Origin of the sequence: Parasutterella excrementihominis YIT 11859, from assembly GCF_000205025.1 — a bacterium.
In the GTDB taxonomy this organism is placed as follows: Bacteria; Pseudomonadota; Gammaproteobacteria; order Burkholderiales; family Burkholderiaceae_F; genus Parasutterella; species Parasutterella excrementihominis.
Genome location: NZ_GL883690.1, coordinates 61,685 through 82,614, shown reverse-complemented (window position 1 = coordinate 82,614; position 20,930 = coordinate 61,685). Strand labels below are relative to the sequence as shown.

Below are 20,930 nucleotides of genomic sequence, written 5' to 3'. Positions count from 1 at the left end.
TATAGTTTGTTTGAGTTAGAAATAAGAATACTCCTACAAACACAAAGCCTGCGCGGTTTTAGTTCGGCGCAGGCACTTGATTATCTAATTAAGAAAATCGGACAAAGATTGTCATGCTTTAGGCTGAGGCACAGTCTCTTCTCTAATCTTGACGGTAGGCAGAACGCCTTGGAATTTTTCTACTTCGACGAGTCCTGAGGAGGCGACGTTGCCGCATGCAAGCTTCGAAGTCGGTACATCCATGGTCAAAGTGTTCGCGTTGCCATGAACATCCAGAGTTGAGCCGTCTGCTTGTTTTTGCGGCTCAAACCAGCCGCCGTGACGAATAAGAACAACATCTTTTCTGACCTTATCGGTAACAACGGCGCCGGCGAGAACGTTTCCACGATCGTTGCGAACAAGAACGACATCACCGGTTTGAATTCCTCTCTCGGCAGCGTTATCGGGATGAATCCATATCGGCTCTCGATCTCCGATGTTATGCGAGGCTGTATGTGTTGTTCCGTCTAACTGACTATGAAGTCTGTGAGCGCTTTTGCCAGACATGTAGGCCAGCGGATACTTCTTCTTATTGTTTAAAGATTCGCTCGGCTCAAAATAACTCGGATATCCGCGGCAGTCGTCATAACCGTAACTTGCGATCCTAGGACTAAAGATTTGGATTTTGCCGCTCTCGGTCCTAAGAGGATGGTTTGCAGGATCTTTTCTAAATTCCTCAAAAGCTACGAACTCCTTGCTCGTTTCATCTTCCGGATAAAAAACGATGCCCTTTGACCAGAACTCTTCGAAGGTAGGGAGTTGGATTCCGGAGCTTAAGCCTCGATTCTTTGCTTCTTGGTAGATCGCCTGAATCCATCCGATCTCATCTAGACCAAGAGTAAATTCCTGCTCCACTCCCATACGACGAGCCAATTCTGAATAAATCCGGTAATCGGAACGAGATTCACCAATCGGCGCAATCATTGCGTGGTTTGCTGCTATGCCGTCGTTCGTGTAAGTGCCGATCGGACAGATGTCGTTGTGCTCAAACACGGTTTGTGCCGGAAGCACAATATCCGCATGACGAGCGGTAGCCGTCATAAAGCAATCGGTGACGACGATGGTTTCCGGTTTCTTCCAAGCAGAGAGAAGGCGATTCGTTTCGGGCTGATGTGCAAAAGGATTGCCGCCCGTCCACATCACCATTCGGATGTCAGGGTAAGTAAGTCTTTTACCGTTATGTTCGATCGTCTTTCCGGGGTTCAGGAAACAATCCGCAAACCGCATAACCGGAATATAAGCACTTCCTTTCCAAGGCTTTAATCTCGGAAGCACAGGTTCTACTCGAGACGCTAAGCCTCCGATCATCGGGCCGATATGGAAAGGGCAGCCGCCGGAAGAATAGTGGTAGTTCGTGCCCACGCCTCCGCCTGGCAACCCGATTTGCCCCAGCATGCTTGCCAGGGTGAATGCCATCCAATGCGGCTGCTCGCCGTACTGAATTCGTTGTATGCCCCATCCCATAATGATCATGGTGCGGTTGTCCGCTAATTCATGAGTTAAGGAGTGGATTTTGTCAGTAGGGATACCGGTAATTTCTGAAGCCCATTCAGGCGATTTAGGAATTCCGTCTGACTTTCCGAGAAGGTGGTCCTGGAAGACCTCAAATCCGGAAGTACAGTTTTGAAGGATGTTCTTATCCGTTTTGCCTGAACATTCGAGTTCATACATCATGCCGAGCATTAAGGCGCAATCTGTTCCGGGCTTGGGTGCGATCCATTCGCTGCCTAAAAACTCGCCGGTTTCTGTTCTAACCGGATTGATGTCGATGGTTTTGATATCAGAGGTTTTGAGTTTTTCCAAGTAAGGGAAGTAGTTGTGAAGCGTTGTAGACCAGTCAATATCGTTTGTGACGATCGGATCTGTGCCCCAGAACACAACTCTTCTGCTGTTTTTAAGAACAACATTCCAGTCCGTCGATTGTGGATCGCCTGTTCCCACAACATAAGGCAATATGGTTCCGATGGCAGCAGTTGAATAAGAATTGACGCCGGAAACATAACCTCCGCAAAGACTCAGCAGCCGCCTCTGAAGCGTACTGGCTGAATTTACGGTACCGGGAGACTTCCATCCGTAAGATTGACCGAAAACAGCACTCGGGCCGTACTCCGAATAGATACGTTTAAGTTCGGAGGCAATCAAATCCAGCGCCTCCTCCCAAGAAACTCGTATCCATTTATCTTCTCCGCGGCGATCTCTTGAAGATATTCCTTCTTTAAAATAACCTTCGCGCACCATCGGATAACGAATCCGAGAAGGTGCATAAGGCAGTTCCGCCAGAGCTTTTAAATTCGGAGAAGGGCGCCGGTCTTCCGGAATCGGTTCGATTTTAGAAATCTTGCCATCAACAGCTGTCGTCTTAACGATTCCCCAATGGGTTACGGAAGTTCCTTCTCGGACGTCGGAGCTCAGTTTTTCTGAGATGCTTTCGGTCATACAAACGTGTTTTCTGTCAGTCGAATAATCGTATTGTGCGTTGAATGGCTGACGGTTTCCTGATTAATCGGAGAAATAACATTCTGAAACTTTTTCAAATGCAAATCATTCTCAATACTTAATAAAATTTTAAGCAGTCGCTCCTAAGCTCGACCTGAAGATTCTGTATTTCTCCTTGTATTTTGGTGAGTGTCAGATGTTGGAATATGAACTTAAAAAGTTAAATCTCAGCGAAAAACGCGAACAGCAGCTCAAACTTCCTTATATCGCTAAGGATGTTGAGACGATTCGCATCATGACCGAGATTTACTGCCACGCTCATCACAACACCAAAGAAGGGCTCTGTCCTGAATGCGAGGAGTTCTATTTATATTCCCTGAAAAGACTGGCTTGCTGTCCGTTCGGAGAGAAGAAGCCCGTCTGCGCAAAATGCAATATCCACTGCTATGGGAAAGGATACAAGGAGAGGGCCAAAGAAATTATGGCTTTTTCCGGTCCGAAGCTGCTGCTCAAGCATCCCATTCTTTCGATGAGGCATATCTTAGCGCTCTTCCGCGAACCTCCGGAAAAACCAACTGCAGCCAAACCGCACCCTTTAGCAAAAGAAAAAAATTAAGCTGCCGGAGTTTTTCTACGGCAGCCCTCTAATTATTAATAGCTAATATTATTTTTTAGCGTCTTTCATCACGGTTTCACCAGCTAATTTGCCGTTGACCAAGCAGTCCATTACTGCATTTGCACCAATTCTGACCGCACCGTGGATGCCGCCTGTACACTCACCGGCTGCATAAAGTCCGGGAATCGGTTTGTCGTCAACAACTGACAAGACACGGGTCGAAGTGTCCGTGGCGATGCCTCCCATCGTATGGTGAATCTTCGGGCTCATTTCAGAGACGTAGTAGGGCGCATGCGTCAAAGGCTTGATGTCCTTATCGAGTTTGCGTCCGAATTCCGTATCTTTTCCGCTTTCGATGGCCTTGTTGAATTCGGCAAAGGTCTGTTTGAGAGCGTCGGGACTGATACCGTAGGCCTTGGCCAAGTCATCGAGAGTTGCGTATTCCTTAACCGCACCGTTCTTTCTCAAGATATCCATGGCGCCGGGACGCACTTTGTTGAAAGAGGCAACGCCGACAGAGTCCGTAACCGAGATTGTCTTTCCACCGGCATCCAGCACTTTGAAAATAGCATCGGTGGTCGTTTTGCGATCACCGAATTCGTCGGTGAAACGCTTGCCGGTCTTGGTGTTGATCCATAAACCGTACAGAGAGCCGCCGACGCTGGCAAAATGCGAGCCCATACCCATGCCTTCTTCGTCCGGCGAAGTGTTCGGCAGGAACTGAATCCAGTCGGCCTGGATGATATTGGCTCCGATTCGGCTGGCTTCACGCATCAATTCAGCTGTAGCGCCCGGTTGATTCGTCGTTTTCAGATTGCCGGTTAACTTCGGATCGAGACGAGTTCTATAACCCACGTCAGCCGAGAAGCCGCCGAAGGCGAGGATCACACCGTCTTTGGCCTTGATCTCAACTGGTTTGCCGGAATCTTCTTTGCCGAACTTGTAATCTTCAAGAGCCGTGACACCGATGACTCGACCGTCTTTATTCTTATCTAAACGAATGACCTTCATTCCAGTCAAGACAGGAACACCGAGTTCCTTGAGTTTTTTCATGAACGGGATCAAGATGCCTTGGCCGGTGCCTTCTTCAGTAATCAGGCAGCGGCGAGCAGAGTGTCCGCCTTTGCCGGTTAAGTCGGTGCGCCAAACAACGCCTTGTTTCTTGGTCCACTCAAATGTCGGAGCAGCGTGTTCTGTCACGACTTTAATGTGTTCAGGATCGCCTAAACCTAAGCCGATGCGTTTCATATCGGCAGCGAGCTTAGCCGGTGAATCTTCGATGCCTTGTTCTTTCTGGACGGAGGAGCCAGGAATAGCCATCATGCCGCCGGAGCGAGAAGAGTTGCCGCCGGCGACCTGCATTTTTTCCAGAACGGCAACTTTTGCTCCGTTTTCAGCCGCCGAAATGGCAGCGGCTAGACCGGCAAATCCTGAACCGATGACGATCACGTCATATTCAGGTGCTAACTTTTGTGTCTGTGCGAAAGCGATAGAAGGGAGGGCCGAGCAAAGTGCACCCGACACCATTACTTGAAGCATGCTTCTACGAAAAAACTGCACTTTTTCTCCTTTTTGGTGGTTGTTATTAATGAATTTCTTTGCACGAAATTCTAGATCCGACTTTTTCTGATGTAAATGAGTAAATATTTAGAGGGTCAATTGGAGAAGAAAAAACAATATTTTTACCGACCTGAAAATCAAATGGCTTAATGTGGGAATTGGAAGACGAAAGATATGATCCGAAACCGCAAAATTTTGATGTACAAATTGAACGGCAGGAAACATACTTAAGAACAAAGCGAGAGACGTTTAAAATCAAAGAGCAGAAGCATTTGGAAATGGAAATGAAATACATATCTGGAATTCATGCTTTAAATTTGAGATGCAGTTTGGAGACGTGTGGGGACTGGCACGCCTCTGGAATTCAATGGAAAAATTTGACCGTTCGTGAGTCTTCTGACTCCGTTTTCGGAGATTACGGTATTGAAGACAATTCTTCTGTGCCAGGGCATCCAGGGAACCACAAGGCCGCCAATCATATCCGAGCGCTTCTTGACCTTGTTGCCGATGGGGCCTTCGGTTATGCACAAGGCATGAAAAACGAATTGATTTGCAACGAAAGTTATACGCCTGAAGTCTTTTCCAAATTGCTGCTGCTGAAAAACTCGCCTCGCTGGTTAAAAATCAAAGAATTCATTGGAAAAGAATATGGAGTGCCTTGGCTGCACTTCTTGAGGGAGCATGGATATGACCGATGAAGAAAAAGATTGGCAGACAAATCATGGTAATTTTATTGAAGCCTTTCTACTGTTTTTGAACAAACAGACGGATCAATTCGTTCTTAAAGGCGGGACAGCGTTGTCTCTTTGTTATGGTTTAGATCGTTTCTCCGAAGATATTGATTTGGATGGTCGGAAACAAGACATCAAAGAGATAGTCAAACGGTTTTGCGTGAACCACGGTGTAAATTTTCGAGTTGCAAAAGATACTGCGACAGTGAAGCGCTGCATCATTGACTACGGAAATGACGTACATCCTTTGAAAATTGAAGTTTCATACAGAAATAAAAATCTCGGCCTGGAAGAAGCCTCAAAGGATTGGACACAAATTCACGGTATCAAGGTTTACGGCATTGATGCCTTGGCTCGGATGAAGGCAATGGCTTATCAAGGCAGAGACAAGATAAGGGACCTCTACGACCTCTCTTTCATTGTTAATAATTTTTCTGACGGCTTGTCTCATCAGACTAAAGGTATGATTCGAGATACATTGTCATACAAGGGAATAGAGCAATTCGATTACTTGGTTGCCACACAGCAAGATACTCTTATTGACAAAGATCGGCTAGCGGAAGGTTTTCTAAAGATGCATGAAAAACTTGGACTATTATTAGATGAGGAAGAGCAACAGACAAACGCTAGTCATTGAATAAATAAACTAGCCATGCTTATTCTGCATCGGATGATGGAGAAAATTTCTGGGAAATTCATTTAGATATAGTTTCAGATTCACGTTAACGCGACAAGAAAAATTAGCCGTTTTTGAAGAGTTGAGGAAACTACTTAGGCAAAATCTAAAAAATTTATATTTCAACTGGAGTTTTAGCCGCTTCTTTTGGACATAATGTCATGTTGGAGTTCGACACCACCCGTCGAACAAAATTTTGTTCATAGCCTCGTTAATGAAGAGTTAATAAAGTCATGGAAACTATCCTGAAATCCCTCCCGATCGGTGAAAAAGTCGGTATTGCTTTCTCCGGCGGTCTTGACACCAGCACAGCTTTGCTCTGGATGAAAAAGAAAGGCGCTTTCCCCTGCGCTTACACTGCTAACCTTGGTCAGCCTGATGAGGACGATTACGAGGCAATTCCTCGAAAGGCTATGGACTTCGGTGCTTCGATCGCCCGTCTGGTTGACTGCCGTGAACAGTTAGTCGCCGAAGGCATCGCTGCGATTCAAAGCAACGCTTTCCACATCACAACCGGCGGTGTCACTTACTTCAACACCACTCCGCTCGGACGTGCCGTTACCGGCACTATGCTCGTCAACGCCATGCGCGAAGACGGCGTCAACATTTGGGGCGACGGCTCTACATACAAAGGAAACGATATCGAACGTTTCTACCGTTACGGTTTAGTTGCCAATCCTGACCTCAAGATTTACAAACCCTGGCTTGACGTTGAGTTCATCAGCGAACTCGGCGGCCGCGCTGAAATGAGCCAGTTCTTGGCCGACAACGGTTTCGGCTACAAGATGAGCAAGGAAAAGGCTTACTCCACCGACTCCAACATGCTCGGCGCAACACATGAAGCCAAAGACCTCGAACACCTCGACAGCAGCATGAAGATCGTTGAACCGATCATGGGTGTTCCGTTCTGGAAAGAAGAAGTCGACATCAAGCCTGAGAAAGTCACTGTTCGTTTCGAAGAGGGCATTCCTGTTGCCCTTAACGGCAAAGAATACGACGACAAGGTTGAACTGATGCTCGAAGCCAACCGCATCGGCGGCCGTCATGGCCTCGGCATGAGCGACCAGATCGAAAACCGTATTATCGAAGCCAAGAGCCGCGGTATTTACGAAGCCCCGGGAATGGCATTGCTCCATATCGCTTTCGAACGTCTCGTCACCGGCATCCACAACGAAGACACGACCGAACAGTGGAGAATCAACGGCATTAAACTAGGCCGTCTGCTTTATCAGGGCCGCTGGTTTGACCCGCAAGCCATCATGCTCCGCGAAACTGCTCAGCGCTGGGTTGCTCGTGCAATCACAGGAGAAGTCGATATCGAACTTCGCCGCGGCAATGATTACACGATCCTTGATACACGTTCCCCCAACCTGACATATGAACCGGAACGCCTCACGATGGAAAAGGGCGATTCGATGTTCACAGCCTCTGACCGTATCGGCCAGTTGACCATGCGTAATCTCGACATCGTCGATACACGCAACAAGCTTGGCATTTACTCCAAAGCTGGTCTTATCGGCGGAAGTTCCAGTTCCATGCCTCTTCTTAAAGGCACGAAAGACAACGACTAACTTTTAGTTTTTTGAAAAAAATCCTTCTTGAGTTTGTGGCTCAGGAAGGATTTTTCTTTTTTGGAACGTCTAGGTACAAAGATGTTTCCTTGCCTTCGGAGGCCCCTTAAAAACTAAGAGAATCGTAATAACCTGAAAAAAGGATGGAAGCTCTTAAAAACAAGGCACCAAAGACTGCAAAAATCGCACCGCCTGTTATCACCTTTTGGCTTCGGGTAATAAGATTGATCAGAAGAGGAAGAGCAGTACCGAAAGTGATTCCCCCGATCCAAAACATCAAGGCCTGGTTCCCGCTAATAAGAGCCTCTGCGCCCGCTCGAGCACCTATGGAAGCAGAACCTAACGCTACATAAACAAAGGAGAAAATCGCAAAGAGCTTAGCTGTATCAACCCAAACAGATGTTCTGGAACACCAGCCGACAGACTTGTGATCAACCAATCCCATTGCCGACATCAGTTCCAACATGGCGATGGAACTCGTCAGGCCGGACATAATCCAAAGAACGGGGATAAGAGACGAATTCCACAGTGAAACTCCGACAGCCTGCGTGAGAAGGAATCCGGAATAAATAGTGCTGCAAACACCGAGAACGGAAAAGACTGCATTAAATCCGTTGGACTGAGCTAATTTTTGCCATTTTGAGCCTTTAAATATAATTCCGGCACAAATCATGGAATAAAACACAGAGCCGACGCTAAGCAGGGAAAGAAGAACTATTCCGATCATCATCCAGGACTGGAAGTTAAAGGAGAAGTCCCGGAGGGCATAAAAAATCACAAACGGAAGGTTGCTGAGGCGTCCTAAATGACTGGTCACCAATGCTAAACCTGCAATTCCGCAGAACGTCAGAACATAAACAAAATTCTTTTGCCGAACCCAATAGTTAATGAAAAATCCCATTCCGGATAACCCGATGAACCAGAGAAATAAGGCAATCGTCCATCCCCAATGAGTTGCCTGAAGCTGAGGAGTAAGTGTGGATAAATCAATCATTTTTGCACCACTACAAAGAAATTAGGTTTCGTGCCTTTGTTCGGCATAAGGAGTTCGGTACGACAGGAAGCGATCTTCTTAGAAATTTCGCTTTGCGGATCTTTCACATCTCCGAAGAAACGGGCTTGAGCCGGACAAGCCTGAACACAAGCAGGTTGTTCTCCCTGTTGAATCAATTTCAAGCATCCGTCACTCATGCATTTCATGGGAAGTCCGTTATCCGGATGAGACCAGCGGGCATCATACGGACAGCTCGCTACGCAGTAGTTGCAGCCAACGCATTTGTTCGGATCATTGCGAACCAAACCGTTTTCGTCGTAGTAATTAGCACCGAAGGGACAAGTCTTAACGCAGGGAGCGTCCGAACAATGCTGACATTGAACCAGCAGATTTACAGGTCTTCTTTCTTCCGAGCGAAAAACGCGAATATTAGAAGCAAGCCAGTCGCGGCCCGGAATAGAGCGATTATGCATTTCGGGAAAGTTAGTCTGAGAACAGGCCACAATACAGGCTCCGCAGCTGATGCATTGTGTAGCATCAAAAAGATGCGCTAATTGTTTTTTCTTTTCGACCATGATTTAGCCTCTCAATTTGTTGATGCGTACGGCACTGTTATTGGCAACCGTTCCGAAAACGGGCTGTGCATAACCTTTGGCGTACCAGTGAGAATTAATCCCTTCTTTAATGAACTGATAATCGGGGTGATCAGCCAAGTGTTTGATTCGATTACCGCCTGAAAATCCGAAAGCGAAGAGTGATCCTGATATAACTTTCTTCGTCACAGTAATTTGAGCATTCCCTTTATAGCCCGTATCAATACCTTCAACTTCGACGGTTTCACCATGAGAAATGCCCAGTCTTTCTGCATCTTCCGGGTTCATCCAAACAGTACGGTCTCCAAGGTATTTAGACGGAAGAGCAAACATACTGAGACCGGAGCAGGAAGTGCAGTTTTTCCCGGATACTAAAATAAACTCGTTACTGTTTCTCTTCGGCGGAGTAAAAGCCGGTGCAGGAATATGTGCCGTGAAAGGAGGAATTCCTCGCACATATGCGGGTTTTTCGAAACTCTTGAAAGAATAAATTTCAACTTTGCCGGAAGGCGTTCCGAAGGGTTTCTTATAGGGATAGACGCCGTACTCTTTAATCTTAATCGTCGACCAGCCTTTCGTTCTAATGTCCTCGTGAATCCGACGAGACCAACCGGGCTTGACTTTGTCGCATTCTTCCAAGAGCTGGGCATAGCCTCTCTTTGTGAATGCGTCAAAGTAAGCATTGAATTCTTCAGCTGTTTTGCATTCCTTGTATCCGACTCTTGCAGCTCTTTCCGGGAAAGCTCTTCTGAGGATCTCTAGCAGAATCCACACATCGTGACGGGCCTCGCAGCCTTCAGGAGGACTCAGTTGAGGATCGGAAAGATAAATCGATCCGTCTCTTGCCCACTTTACGCCCGACATTTCCATTCTTTCCATGAAGTACGTAGAAGGAAGGACATAGTCAGCGTAATCGCAAATCTCTTGAGGGAGAACGTCTTGAACGACACTAAGTTCAAGTTTTTTAAGCCTTTCGGCAAGCTCCTCAGAATTTGCTTCTCTTTGGAACATCGTTGTGCCCACAAAAAAGGCTGCCTTGATGGGGTAAGGTTTTCCGGTCAGAACAGCTTCCATAGCCACTTTGAAAGTGCCCTCGGCTTCCGGATAGATGATCTTATCGATGCGCTTTTCTTTAGCCATCCTCCAAGTTTCCCCATTCGGACCTTTTCCTTGGGAGACACTCGGAATCTTCAGACCGGCAGCAGCCGTAACAATCATTCCGCCGGGTATATCGATGTTGCCGTTAAAGGCGTTTGCGATCGAGACTAAACGATAAACCTGAACATCTGTACCATTTTTAGAGGTATACCACCCGTCATCAATTACCCCCTTGAGATTGGTGAAATCTCGAGCAATTCTGCGAATCATATCGGCGGGTATACCGGTAATTTCAGAGCTTTTTTCGGGGGTATAAGGAGCAAGCGTCTCTTTAATGATGACAAAAGCGGTTTTAACCGGGCAGGAAGATCCATCTGCAAGCTTGACAGATCCGCTCATATTCAGGTCAGCCTTGAAGGAAGAATCCTCATCAAAGGCGGTCGGTATGCCTTTATCATTTCTTAGAATGCCTCTGAAAGAGAGGCGTCCGTCGGAGGAGGCGACGACATATTTCGTTTTATCTCCACCCTGAATGACCTCAGCCTGAGTAAGGGGCTGGCCGTTTTCTTTGATCAGGTAAGCTCCGTTCGTCCCTTTCTCAATAAAGTCTAGATCAGCCGTGTTTGTACGGAGCATTTCATTGATCAGAGCTGAAAGAAAAGCGTCATCTGTGCCGGGACGAATAGCAACCCATTCGGCATCGCCGTAGGTAATGTCCGGCATTTTCGGATCGATAGCAACGACGCGAGCCCCTTTTGCTCTGGCGACATTCAAAGTATGAAGAGCCCCCATCGAAGCTCCCATAGTGCGTCCGATCAGGAGGAGATAGCGCAGATTTTCGTAGTCAGGTTCTAATTTTCCCGCACCGCTGAAGCCGGTACCGAAAACCCAGTTGCGCGCATTTATACCCGCAGCGTTGCAGGAAGATTGGTGTCCGATGTTATTGGGAGAACCTAGCGGGAAAGTCAGCCATTTGCTCATTCCCTGAAAATTATGAGATGTTGTTGTGATGGAGCTTTCACCATACTTTTGGACAAGATCTTTAACTTTGGCGCCGATTTCGTTTAGAGCCTCGTCCCAAGTAATTTCTTTAAATTTACCTTCGCCTTTTTCCCCGATACGTTTTAAGGGTTTGCGAAGACGGAGAGGGTGGTTCCAGATCCACATCGCGCCGGCAGAACGGCCGCAGTAACCTTGCTGAGGATGTCCGGGGTTCGGAAAAATTCGAACGGTTTTTTCTGATATCGGTTCGCCTTCTTTGCGCATCGCTAAGATGCCGCAGTAAGCACCGCACATTGTGCAGGCGACCGGATGTTTGGACCATCCTTCTTTTTCTAATTTTGCAATTTGTTCCGCAAATGCATGGTTCACCAGAGAGGGAGCGGATGCCGCTGCTGCCGAACAGGCTGCTCCCTTAATTAATTTTCTTCTGGTCATCGAAAGATTAACGAAATCGACTGACATTATTTTTGTCCTTTTAATAATGGGGTTTGTCCCTAACGCTCTGGCATACTAGGCTTCTCGAAGAATTTGAATAATCGGAAAATCCCCTTATACCGTTTGAACTAGACTGCCGATTTTTAATCCGTTAGCTGCATTAATATGTCGTAGACTAATATTATTTTTTATAATAAATCAAATAATTAAGTAGTTAAAAATTTTATTACCCCGGTATCATCCTGTCACAATCAGCAACATATCAGATACAGCTTGAAATAATGGGTTACTAAATAAGAAAAAGACGGGGATTTTTGAACAATTTCTGAACTAGGAATATCCTCAAAATTCAAAATTTGAGGTTCTCAGAGGTTCTATTTCTGTAAGAAAATCCTCCTTCAGGACTCGAGTTCTTCTTCACTGAGGCAAATCCCCTAAAAATGCTAATGGGTTATTCGCAGAGAATAAATCCTATAGAAAATTTAATATAGTGAAGCTTATAATCAGTTTTAGGTGGGTTATATTTATTTAAAAAACTACTAGAAATTGGCCTTGCATGTCCTCTTCACACAGGCAGAATGTGGAAAGTTAAAAAATAAGATAGAAAGCGATGTACTTCAATAAAAGAAAAAGAGCACAGAAAATACTGAAGCTGCTTGTCGTCGTCTTATCGCTGGGCGCCTCGATATGTTTTTCAGCCGACAAAACGGATATCAGGGTCGGCATTATTGATTCTTTTAATCCGGAGTTCGCGACGACCACACTCGAACCTACCTTACGATATCTCAACCAAAAATTACCCAACTATCACTTCGTTGCCGTTCCTTTGAATTCGGTAAACCCAGAAAAAGAATTAAAAAACAACCCGGTTGATTTTCTCATCAGTTCAGCAGGTACATTTCATGAACTAAGTATTTCTATAGGCATCGTTCATATTGCCACTCGTAAAACCATTCTCTCTGACGACCCTTCAGCTTCCGAGGGCGCAGCTTTCGTTACATTGGCTAAGAGAGCAGATCTCATTGAGCTCAAAGACCTGCAGGGTAAAGTCGCTGCCGCCTCTCAGCCGAATTCTTTCGACGGCTGGCTTGTCGGACAGCACGAACTCTTCAAAAACGGTCTGAACCCTGAGAAATTCTTCAAGCGGTCTGTTTTTACCCATTTTCAATTTCCTGATGCGTTAATGCTGCTCATTCAAGGAGAAGCAGATGTCGCGATCCTTTCAGCCTGTGTCTTGGAAGAACTCTCTCAAGAGGGGCTTATTGAGTCATCCGATTTCAAGGTTATTTCGCAAAAACCAAGGGATGTTTTGAAGTGTGCGCGGTCTACAGATCTTTATCCCGGAATCGTCTTTGCTGCTCGAGAGAATATTCCTCCGAAACTCATGTGGGAAGTGACTTCGTCTTTGATCAGCATGCCGCCGACCAACGACTATGAATGGACGATTGCAAGTCGGTTCTCTAAAGTGGATGAACTTTTCCGAGATCTGCAGCTCGGGCCTTACCAATATTTAAAAGATTGGAGTCCTGCCGGCATCTTTAAGCGCTTCAAGACAGAAATCTTACTGACCTGTGGCTTGCTTCTTCTTTTAATCCTTAACTCACTATACCTGAGACGAACAGTTGCGAGAAGAACGCTTCAAGTAAGACGAACACTGAATCGCCAAATAAAAATAGAGAAGGAATATCGGGACTCTCGAAACCGATTGGCACAAATGGAAAAATTCGGTGTCATCAATCAGATGTCGGGCATGCTCGCACACGAAGTCCAACAGCCTTTGATGGCAATTAACAATTATTTGGCCGGCTTGCGTGTGTATTTGAAGTCAAAGGGCTTCTCTGATGCCGTTACGGAACAAGCTATCGGTTCTTTAGAACATAACAGCGAACGTATCGGAAGCATTGTGACACGCGTCAGAGGATACGCAAAACAAAAGAAGGGCGAAATGAAAAGCTGTGACTTAACTGCCATTGCTTTAAGCGCACTTAATGTATTGAAGGCACTGAAGTTTGAGCACGTCGAGGTTACTTCTGACTTACCTTCAGAGGCTAGAGTAGTCGGCGATCCGCTGGAACTCGAACTGCTCATCATTAACTTACTTAAAAATGCCTGCAGCGCCGTGGAAAAACAACCCAAGCCGATAGTTGATTTAAAAATCGGAAGCCTCGACGACAGCCATTGGTGTTTGAGTGTCTCGGATAACGGGCCGACGCTTGATGACAAATCCTTCGCCAGACTTAAGACACTGGGAGACAGTGTCAAACCGGAAGGCATGGGCATCGGTCTTTCGATCGTCCGCGGTATTGCAGATAAACACGGAGCGGAACTGGAATTCATCAGACTGCCGAAAGGCGGAATCTGCAGCCGTGTGGTAATTGATAAGGAGGAATGTAAATGACAACCCCGCTGGTTCGTATTGTGGATGATGATGCGGATGCACGATCTTCTTCTTCGTTTTTTCTGAGCATGATGGGTCTGGAAATCAAAGAGTATGACAGCGCTTATCGCTTTTTGGAAGAAGACGACATGAATCGTCCCGGGTGCATCATTTTGGATGTCCGTATGCCGGATATGACCGGCATGGAGCTTCAGGTTAAACTGAATCAAAAGGACTGCCTCCTTCCGATTATATTTCTTTCCGGACACGGAGAATTAGACATGGCCGTCCACGCCTTAAAACGCGGCGCTTCTGATTTTCTTCAAAAATCGGCTAAACCCGAACGCTTGCTAGCCGCTGTCAAGAAAGCTGTCACGGCCAGTATGGAAGAATACGAATCCGGCAATGAGATAGAAACACTCCGAAAAATCTATGATTCTCTGACGCCCCGTGAAAAAGAGGTCGTTCTCGGAGTCGCCAAAGGGGAGCTCAATAAAGTCATAGGCTACAGCCTTGGTATCAGCGAGAGGACCGTAAAAATGCACCGAGCAAACCTCTGCAGCAAACTTAATGTCACCAGCGCTGTCGAGATGGCAACGTTTTTACGCAAAATCGGAGTTTTAAATGCTTAGAAGAAGCTTTGCAGCAGGTTTGAGTTTGTTCGCTGCTTTTCCACTTTCGGTTTTTGCGCAGTCAGATGCCGAAAAGAAATTCGATTTAATCATCATCGGTATCGGGGTAGCCGGTTTATCGACTGCAGTTTCTGCTGCACAAAGCGGCGTAAAAAATACTCTTCTTATCGATAAAGCGGCTTTCGTAGGAGGACATTCTGCACTTTCCGGGGGCTCAGTCAATGCAGTCGATCCGGAAGTTCAAATGAAGCAGGGCATCAAAGACAGCCCTGAGCTTTGGTTCAGACAAATCATGGAAGCGGGAGAATTCCAAAGCGATCCAATACTCGTTAATACCTTAGTAAATAATGCTCATTCAACTCTTCATTGGTTAAGAGAAATCGGCATCCCTTTCGATGACCAAGTCTTCGAAGCGTGGGGCGGAAAGTTCCAGCGGGCGCATTCTGCCGGTCAAAAACGAAACGGAATGACGTACGTTCGAATTATGAATCAAAAAGCTCGCTCCCTCGGTGTCAAGGTACGGCTGAGAACTGAAGCGGTTAGCCTTTTAGAAAATAACGGGCAAGTTATCGGAGTAAGAGTCAAAACCCGAGAGGGGAAATTAGAAGATCTTCAAGCAAAAGATATTGTGATTGCCACAGGAGGTTTCACGGCAAACGTTCCCATGCGTCTGAAATACGATGAGCGCTTAGATGCTTCATTGTTCACAACTGCGAATCCGACGGGCAGAGGCTTTGACGGATCCACTGGAGACGGAATTTTATTAGCAGAAAAAACCGGCGCACAGACGGTTGATATGGAGGCCATACAGCTTATTCCGCTCAGAGGCGGCAGACTGCTCAACTATGTGGGCGGAGATATTTTTGTCGACAGTTCAGGAAAGCGTTTCGTCGACGAAAGCAAAGGGGTTAAGGCTATCGGAGAAGCCTACCTGAATTTACCGGACAGAGTATTCTGGGTCATTACGGATTCTCAATCACAAAAGAGTTTGGATTTAGATGCCAAACTTCTCTCCGGTACAGTTCGAATGGCCGACTCCGTCGCCGAAATGGCCAAGAAAATGCATGTCAGCCCTAAAGTTCTTCAAGAAACCCTGGATCGGTATAACAAATTTGCAGAGCTGGGGGAAGATAAAGATTTTGGGAAGAAGATATTTACCCAGAAAATTGATAAACCGCCGTTTTATTTCGGACGAGAGCAGTTTGATATTCACTACAGCTGCGGCGGGTTAAAAATTAATAAAAAATGCCAAGTCATCGGAAAAGAAAGCAAACCGATTCCGAATCTTTATGCCGTCGGTGAAGTCACCGGAGGTATTCACGGAAGAGATCGTTTAGGCGGAGACTCTCTTATTTCCTGCTTTGTTTTTGGAAAGATCGCAGGAGAGGAAATTGCGAAGAAACAGAAGGATCTCAAATAATCTACATTCCTATTTAAAAGGATAAAGTTAATTACTCAAAACTTTCTCCTAGAAATATTGAAAGATAAAATTAAAACATTACTTATTACTAGAGCTCGATTAATATTCTCCAAAAATATTAACTCAATTTAAATAAGATTCTACTCCTCGAGAAATCCTCTCATTTATCTTTCTAATTCACTTTTTCTCCTGAAAATATTTGCCACTAGATTATTTTTTTTTACACAATATATGTCTCACTCCTTATTTAACAAAGGAGGAATGCCTTTTACCCTAGAGAATTTTTCAGTTATTTTCATCTCCGTTAATATTTTTATTTTTCATAGAAATTTGACCGGTATTTATTCTGGCACTGATTATCCTTTCTACAGCATTTGAGACTTTCGGATCGATATTTACTAGAACATCGTCCCATTATCTTCGTCCAATTCTACGGTCAGCAGCTCGGAAAATATCCAAAGTTCCCAATCATCTTTGAGTATAATGAATGATTGCCTGTCCGCATTGAGATAAACGTTAATCAAATCTGAAATGTCGCTTGCCGAACTTCTATAAACCAAATACATTTCTTTGTAGTTCAGCTTGGCGGAACAATCTTTTGGCCAGTCCCAAATAATTTCATCATTCAGCATCAGAAAATATCTCGGACACACGGAATCAACATGGCCAGGAATTCTGTAAATCGCACAATGAAACTGTAAACGTATATTCAGATCAAAAATTGTGTAAATTCTTCTCTGTAATTTAGACCATCGTCTTGGCATTCTCTACTTCTTATCCTTTGCCAATACGATATATCGACTTGCGTTAAAAAATGGCGTAACAAATTCAATACCATTAGTTTTTGTTATATAACATTTTTATTAATAAGACCAATAATCAAATAGAATTTGTATAAAATACCAGTATTTAATTTAAAATGTTATTTTATTAGGAAGTAATTAAATTAACAGATTCTGTTTTATTTAGATAAAAAAAAGAGGCCGATTAGGGCCTCAATTTCTCTTTTTTAACAATTACAGCGATTTAATACTTTCAAGAAGTTTATCTACGCTTTCTTTCGGAGTTGCCCAACTTGTGCAAAAACGAACTAAGAATTCCTCTTGTCCGACGTTACCTTCACATTCAAATGCATAATCTTTAGAAAGTTTGTCTTTTGCATCTCGAGGAAGGAATAAAAATTGCTGATTAGACGGAGAGTCCACTAAGAAACGATAGCCTTTATCTTTAAAAGCTTCTTTAATTCTCATTGCCTGATCAACGGCGTGTTTACCCATTTCTTCGTAAAGACCGTCTGTAAATAAGGCTTCAAACTGAACGCCGAGGAGGCGTCCTTTTGCGAGCATAGAGCAATTCTGCTTAATCATGCTCTGGAAATTGGCGTCTAAGCCGTTGCCTCTCGGAAATACAATCGCTTCCCCCATCAAAATACCGACCTTTGTTCCGCCAATATAGAAAACATCGGTCAGGCGATCGATATCTTCCAAAGTGACGTCGTTGCCCGGGCTTTGTAAGCCGTAGCCAAGACGAGCGCCATCAAGATAAAGCGGAATCACAAATTCCTGACAAACTTCAGAAAGAGCCTGAAGTTCCGATTTGGAATAGACAGTTCCTAATTCAGTGGGCGAGGAAATATAGACCATGCCGGGCTGGACCATGTGTTCATGTGTCGGATCAGCCCAATAGCTTTCAAGATAATTTCTGAGTGTTTCGGCAGAGAGTTTTCCGTCTTTGCCTTCCAGACCAATGACCTTATGTCCCGTCGCTTCAACGGCACCGGCTTCATGAACATTGATATGACCGCTCTTGCAGCAGACACAACCTTGATAAGGTCTCAAAAGCGAAGCTATGACCGTTACATTGGCAGGTGTTCCGCCTGTGACAAAGTAAACATTGGCCAAAGGATCTTCACAGGCTTCACGAATGAGTTCCTGAGCATGTGCGCAATGGGAATCTGCTCCGTAACCGGGAGATTGTTCAAAATTGGTCTTAACCAGAGCTTCTAAAACTTTAGGATGGGCGCCTTCGGCGTAGTCGCATTCAAATCGGATCATTTTTAGAGACGAAGAGGTTGAGGAATGCTTGAAATAATAGGACAAAAAACGGGGCCGAAGCCCCGCGGCGAATCAAAGCTTTTTATTCAGCCTGATCTTTTAAGAAGTTAATCAGAAGGGGAACCGGACGGCCGGTTGACCCTTTTTCTTTTCCGCTCTTATTAGCAACACCTGCGATGTCCAAGTGAGCCCACGGTGTATCACCGACAAATTCTTCCAAGAAGGCAGCGGCGGTGCAGGCACCGGCGCCGCGAGAGTCGCTGATATTGGCGAGATCGGCAAAGTTGCTCTTCAAAGCCTTGGTAAAGGAAATATCCAGAGGCATTCTCCAGACCGGATCCATAGCAGTGTCGCCGGCCATCATGAGGGACACAGCCAGTTCTTCATCGTTGGAGAACAAACCTGCTATGTCGTTGCCTAAAGCAACAACGCATGCGCCGGTCAAAGTGGCTGCGTCCACAACGCACTTCGGTTTGAACTTATCGATGGTATAGGCGAGAACATCGCAGAGAACCAAACGACCTTCGGCATCGGTATTCAAAACTTCAACGGTCTTGCCGGCATAGCTCTTGAGAATGTCTCCCGGTTTAGTTGCGGAACTTCCGGGCATATTTTCTGTAAAGCCGACGGCAGCAACGATGTTCACCGGCAGCTTCATGGCTGCAGCGGTTGCGATAGAAGCGATCATGGCAGCAGCGCCGCACATGTCGTATTTCATTTCGTCCATTCCCTTAGCGGGTTTCAAAGAAATGCCACCGGAGTCAAACGTCAGTCCTTTACCGACCAAAGCAACCGGAGTATCGTCCTTCTTGCCGCCGTGGTATTCAATGACCACCATACGAGGTTTCTGGTGAGAGCCTTTAGCTACACCGAGCAGGCATCCCATACCCAGTTTTTCCATGGCTTTTTCGTCGAAGACGGTAACGTCAAGACCCAGAGAACCGGCAAGTTTCATGCATTCTTCAGCCATAAACTTCGGTGTGCAGAGATTTGCCGGCATATCTCCGTACTGTTTAGCCATCTGAACACCGACACCGACGGATACGCCTTCGGCATAAGCTTTTTCAACGTCCTTGTTTTCATCAGGAACGTAGAGGTCAATGTTTTTAGGCTTCTTCCAGTTGATGTCAAACGTTTTGTAGTTCTTAGGGCGATCAAGGGCTGTGCAGGCAATAAAACCGGACTGTTCGGCGATCCATTCAGGAACTTCATCCGGCAGCCACTCAAGGGTGGTCAGGACGACTTCTTTGCCAAGGTAAGCATTGTCGATACCGAGTTTTAAAACACGCTGGAAGTCTCTGGCTTTGCATTTTCCTAAGCCGACGAACACAACACGTTCGGCCTTACATCCGGGGAAGTCGCGGAAAACCGCAACCTTGCCGACGCAAGGATGTATATCTCCGGCTTCAATCCAGCGAGAGACGACGCCTTCGGAAGCCTTATCGAGCGCTTCGGCAGTCGGAGTAAGACCGCCGGCAGGAATTCCGACAACCAGAGCTCCGCATTCGAGCTTTAAAACATCACCGCTAACCATTGAAAATTTCATATTTTTTGTTCCTTATGATTCGCAAACAATTTTTCCATTATAGGAAGAGTGGAGTGATGTGCTGAAATATTGAGAGCATTTCAGGGACCAAACTTAGAAGAAATTCGCCGGAACATCCTCAGCGAGGAAGTGCCGGCGATAGAAAAAAAGATAACGGTTTAGACTAGGCAGTTTTTGATTGCGAGGCCTTTGCCTTTTCTTTCAAGAACTTATTTTCCCGACGAACGAAGTAACTCGACATCAATCCGGAGAAAACAATAATCAGCATTCCGCAAATAACAGGGAAGGTCGCCGGTTCGAGGAAAAGGATTTCTCCCAAAATCGTTGAGAAAAGAATGACGGTGTACTGAAGAGAACTCGACAGAACCAGATTGCCTCTGGAGAAAGCTCTGGTCAGACAGAATTGACCGCCGGTTGCACAGATACAAAGTCCCAAAATGTATAAGGCGCCCTTAACGCTCCAGGGATGGAAGCCGCCGGTGAGGAATGTTCCGATGAGGCCGCAAATCGCACCGACCAGAACAAGGTAAAAAATAATTCGTGTTTCCGGCTCATGAAGCATGCCGAGTTTCTTAACAAACGTTGTGGCATTTGCAGTGAAAAAGCCCGCGGCTAAACCCACTACAGCGGCATAGTATTCATGCGGTCCGATGGTTGGTCCGAGCATGATCACGACGCCGATAAAACCGAAAAGCACCATCGCCATCAGCCCCCAGTTCACTCGAGCGTGATGGAGCAGGGAAGTCGTCAGAATGTAAGCCCCGACAAACAACGGCGACGTGTAATTCAATGTCATCGCCAGTCCGATATTCAGATGAGAGACGGAATAAATGCCGCAGATGATTGAAAGAGTGCCGCACATCGAGCGGATCAAATGCTGCCAAGGATGAGTTGTGGAAAGCGTAATTCCACTGAAACGCATAACGCCGTAAAAGAGGACAACGCCGAAAATTGATCTGAAAAAGAGAATTTCCCAGCTACCGATGCCTTCGAATCCGGAATATTTCACGAATACGGCATAAAAGGCATAAAACAATGCCGCAACCACCATCCAAAGAGACTGCACCGAACATCCTCCTAAAAAAAGACATCTTAACCGTCAAATCTTTTGCATAGAAAACTATGGATCACAATATTTTCAAGGAATCTG

The 20,930-nt window shown here is 45.8% G+C and carries 16 protein-coding genes; 7 read left to right on the top strand and 9 right to left on the bottom strand.

From position 1 onward, the window contains the following. Positions 1-111: 111 nt before the first annotated feature. Positions 112-2,475 carry a molybdopterin-dependent oxidoreductase gene (locus tag HMPREF9439_RS03770; protein WP_008863764.1) on the bottom strand — a complete coding sequence of 788 codons (2,364 nt, stop codon included), beginning with the start codon at positions 2,473-2,475 and terminating at the stop codon, positions 112-114. Between the two features lie 196 nt (positions 2,476-2,671). Between HMPREF9439_RS03770 and HMPREF9439_RS03765 the strand changes: the two genes are divergently transcribed. Beyond that, entirely contained in the window at positions 2,672-3,091 is a 420-nt protein-coding gene (locus tag HMPREF9439_RS03765) for a nitrous oxide-stimulated promoter family protein (RefSeq protein WP_008863763.1), read from the top strand. A 48-nt stretch (positions 3,092-3,139) separates the two neighbouring features. Here the strand turns inward: HMPREF9439_RS03765 and HMPREF9439_RS03760 are convergent, their stop codons facing one another. Next, positions 3,140-4,651, bottom strand: coding sequence for an FAD-dependent oxidoreductase (locus tag HMPREF9439_RS03760; RefSeq protein WP_141555109.1), 1,512 nt, complete (start codon positions 4,649-4,651; stop codon positions 3,140-3,142). Positions 4,652-4,800: 149 nt separating this feature from the next. On the opposite strand from HMPREF9439_RS03760, the gene HMPREF9439_RS03755 reads away from it, so the two are divergent. The 3 genes from HMPREF9439_RS03755 (at position 4,801) to argG (ending at position 7,629) form a co-directional block, all read left to right on the top strand. Beyond that, the gene (locus HMPREF9439_RS03755; protein ID WP_008863761.1) at positions 4,801-5,349 is read left to right on the top strand and encodes a hypothetical protein; all 549 of its coding nucleotides are present in this window, start codon (positions 4,801-4,803) and stop codon (positions 5,347-5,349) included. Next, complete coding sequence (locus HMPREF9439_RS03750; protein ID WP_244862379.1) at positions 5,339-6,019, top strand: nucleotidyl transferase AbiEii/AbiGii toxin family protein; 681 nt, start codon at positions 5,339-5,341, stop codon at positions 6,017-6,019. The genes HMPREF9439_RS03755 and HMPREF9439_RS03750 overlap by 11 nt, the downstream gene beginning before the upstream one ends. 272 nt (positions 6,020-6,291) lie before the next feature. Further along, on the top strand, positions 6,292-7,629 hold the full coding sequence (argG, locus tag HMPREF9439_RS03745; protein ID WP_008863760.1) for an argininosuccinate synthase: 1,338 nt from the start codon (positions 6,292-6,294) through the stop codon (positions 7,627-7,629). A gap of 106 nt (positions 7,630-7,735) precedes the next feature. Here argG and nrfD read toward each other — a convergent pair whose 3' ends face one another. From nrfD to HMPREF9439_RS03730, 3 genes are read right to left on the bottom strand one after another with little or no spacing between them, the layout of a single operon-like run. Beyond that, positions 7,736-8,623 carry an NrfD/PsrC family molybdoenzyme membrane anchor subunit gene (gene nrfD, locus HMPREF9439_RS03740; protein ID WP_008810106.1) on the bottom strand — a complete coding sequence of 296 codons (888 nt, stop codon included), beginning with the start codon at positions 8,621-8,623 and terminating at the stop codon, positions 7,736-7,738. Then, positions 8,620-9,198: a 4Fe-4S dicluster domain-containing protein gene (locus tag HMPREF9439_RS03735; RefSeq protein ID WP_008810107.1), complete on the bottom strand. Its 579-nt coding sequence runs from the start codon at positions 9,196-9,198 to the stop codon at positions 8,620-8,622. The genes nrfD and HMPREF9439_RS03735 overlap by 4 nt, the downstream gene beginning before the upstream one ends. A gap of 3 nt (positions 9,199-9,201) precedes the next feature. Further along, on the bottom strand, positions 9,202-11,778 hold the full coding sequence (locus HMPREF9439_RS03730) for a molybdopterin-dependent oxidoreductase (RefSeq protein ID WP_008863757.1): 2,577 nt from the start codon (positions 11,776-11,778) through the stop codon (positions 9,202-9,204). Positions 11,779-12,361: 583 nt separating this feature from the next. Here HMPREF9439_RS03730 and HMPREF9439_RS03725 point away from each other — a divergent pair. The 3 genes from HMPREF9439_RS03725 to HMPREF9439_RS03715 are packed head-to-tail and all read left to right on the top strand — an operon-like array spanning position 12,362 to position 16,180. After that, positions 12,362-14,149: a sensor histidine kinase gene (locus HMPREF9439_RS03725; protein WP_008863756.1), complete on the top strand. Its 1,788-nt coding sequence runs from the start codon at positions 12,362-12,364 to the stop codon at positions 14,147-14,149. Next, on the top strand, positions 14,146-14,760 hold the full coding sequence (locus HMPREF9439_RS03720; RefSeq protein WP_008863755.1) for a response regulator transcription factor: 615 nt from the start codon (positions 14,146-14,148) through the stop codon (positions 14,758-14,760). Before HMPREF9439_RS03725 ends, HMPREF9439_RS03720 begins: the two co-directional genes overlap by 4 nt. Continuing rightward, entirely contained in the window at positions 14,753-16,180 is a 1,428-nt protein-coding gene (locus HMPREF9439_RS03715) for an FAD-dependent oxidoreductase (protein ID WP_008810111.1), read from the top strand. The genes HMPREF9439_RS03720 and HMPREF9439_RS03715 overlap by 8 nt, the downstream gene beginning before the upstream one ends. A gap of 398 nt (positions 16,181-16,578) precedes the next feature. On the opposite strand, the gene HMPREF9439_RS03710 is transcribed toward HMPREF9439_RS03715, so the two are convergent. From HMPREF9439_RS03710 to HMPREF9439_RS03695, 4 genes are all read right to left on the bottom strand, one after another. After that, positions 16,579-16,812: a hypothetical protein gene (locus tag HMPREF9439_RS03710; protein WP_008863753.1), complete on the bottom strand. Its 234-nt coding sequence runs from the start codon at positions 16,810-16,812 to the stop codon at positions 16,579-16,581. 384 nt (positions 16,813-17,196) lie between these two features. Beyond that, complete coding sequence (locus HMPREF9439_RS03705; protein WP_008863752.1) at positions 17,197-18,234, bottom strand: threonine aldolase family protein; 1,038 nt, start codon at positions 18,232-18,234, stop codon at positions 17,197-17,199. Between the two features lie 82 nt (positions 18,235-18,316). Then, complete coding sequence (locus HMPREF9439_RS03700; RefSeq protein ID WP_008810114.1) at positions 18,317-19,780, bottom strand: leucyl aminopeptidase; 1,464 nt, start codon at positions 19,778-19,780, stop codon at positions 18,317-18,319. 163 nt (positions 19,781-19,943) lie between these two features. Next, complete coding sequence (locus tag HMPREF9439_RS03695; protein WP_244862378.1) at positions 19,944-20,846, bottom strand: DMT family transporter; 903 nt, start codon at positions 20,844-20,846, stop codon at positions 19,944-19,946. Between the last annotated feature and the right edge of the window lie 84 nt (positions 20,847-20,930).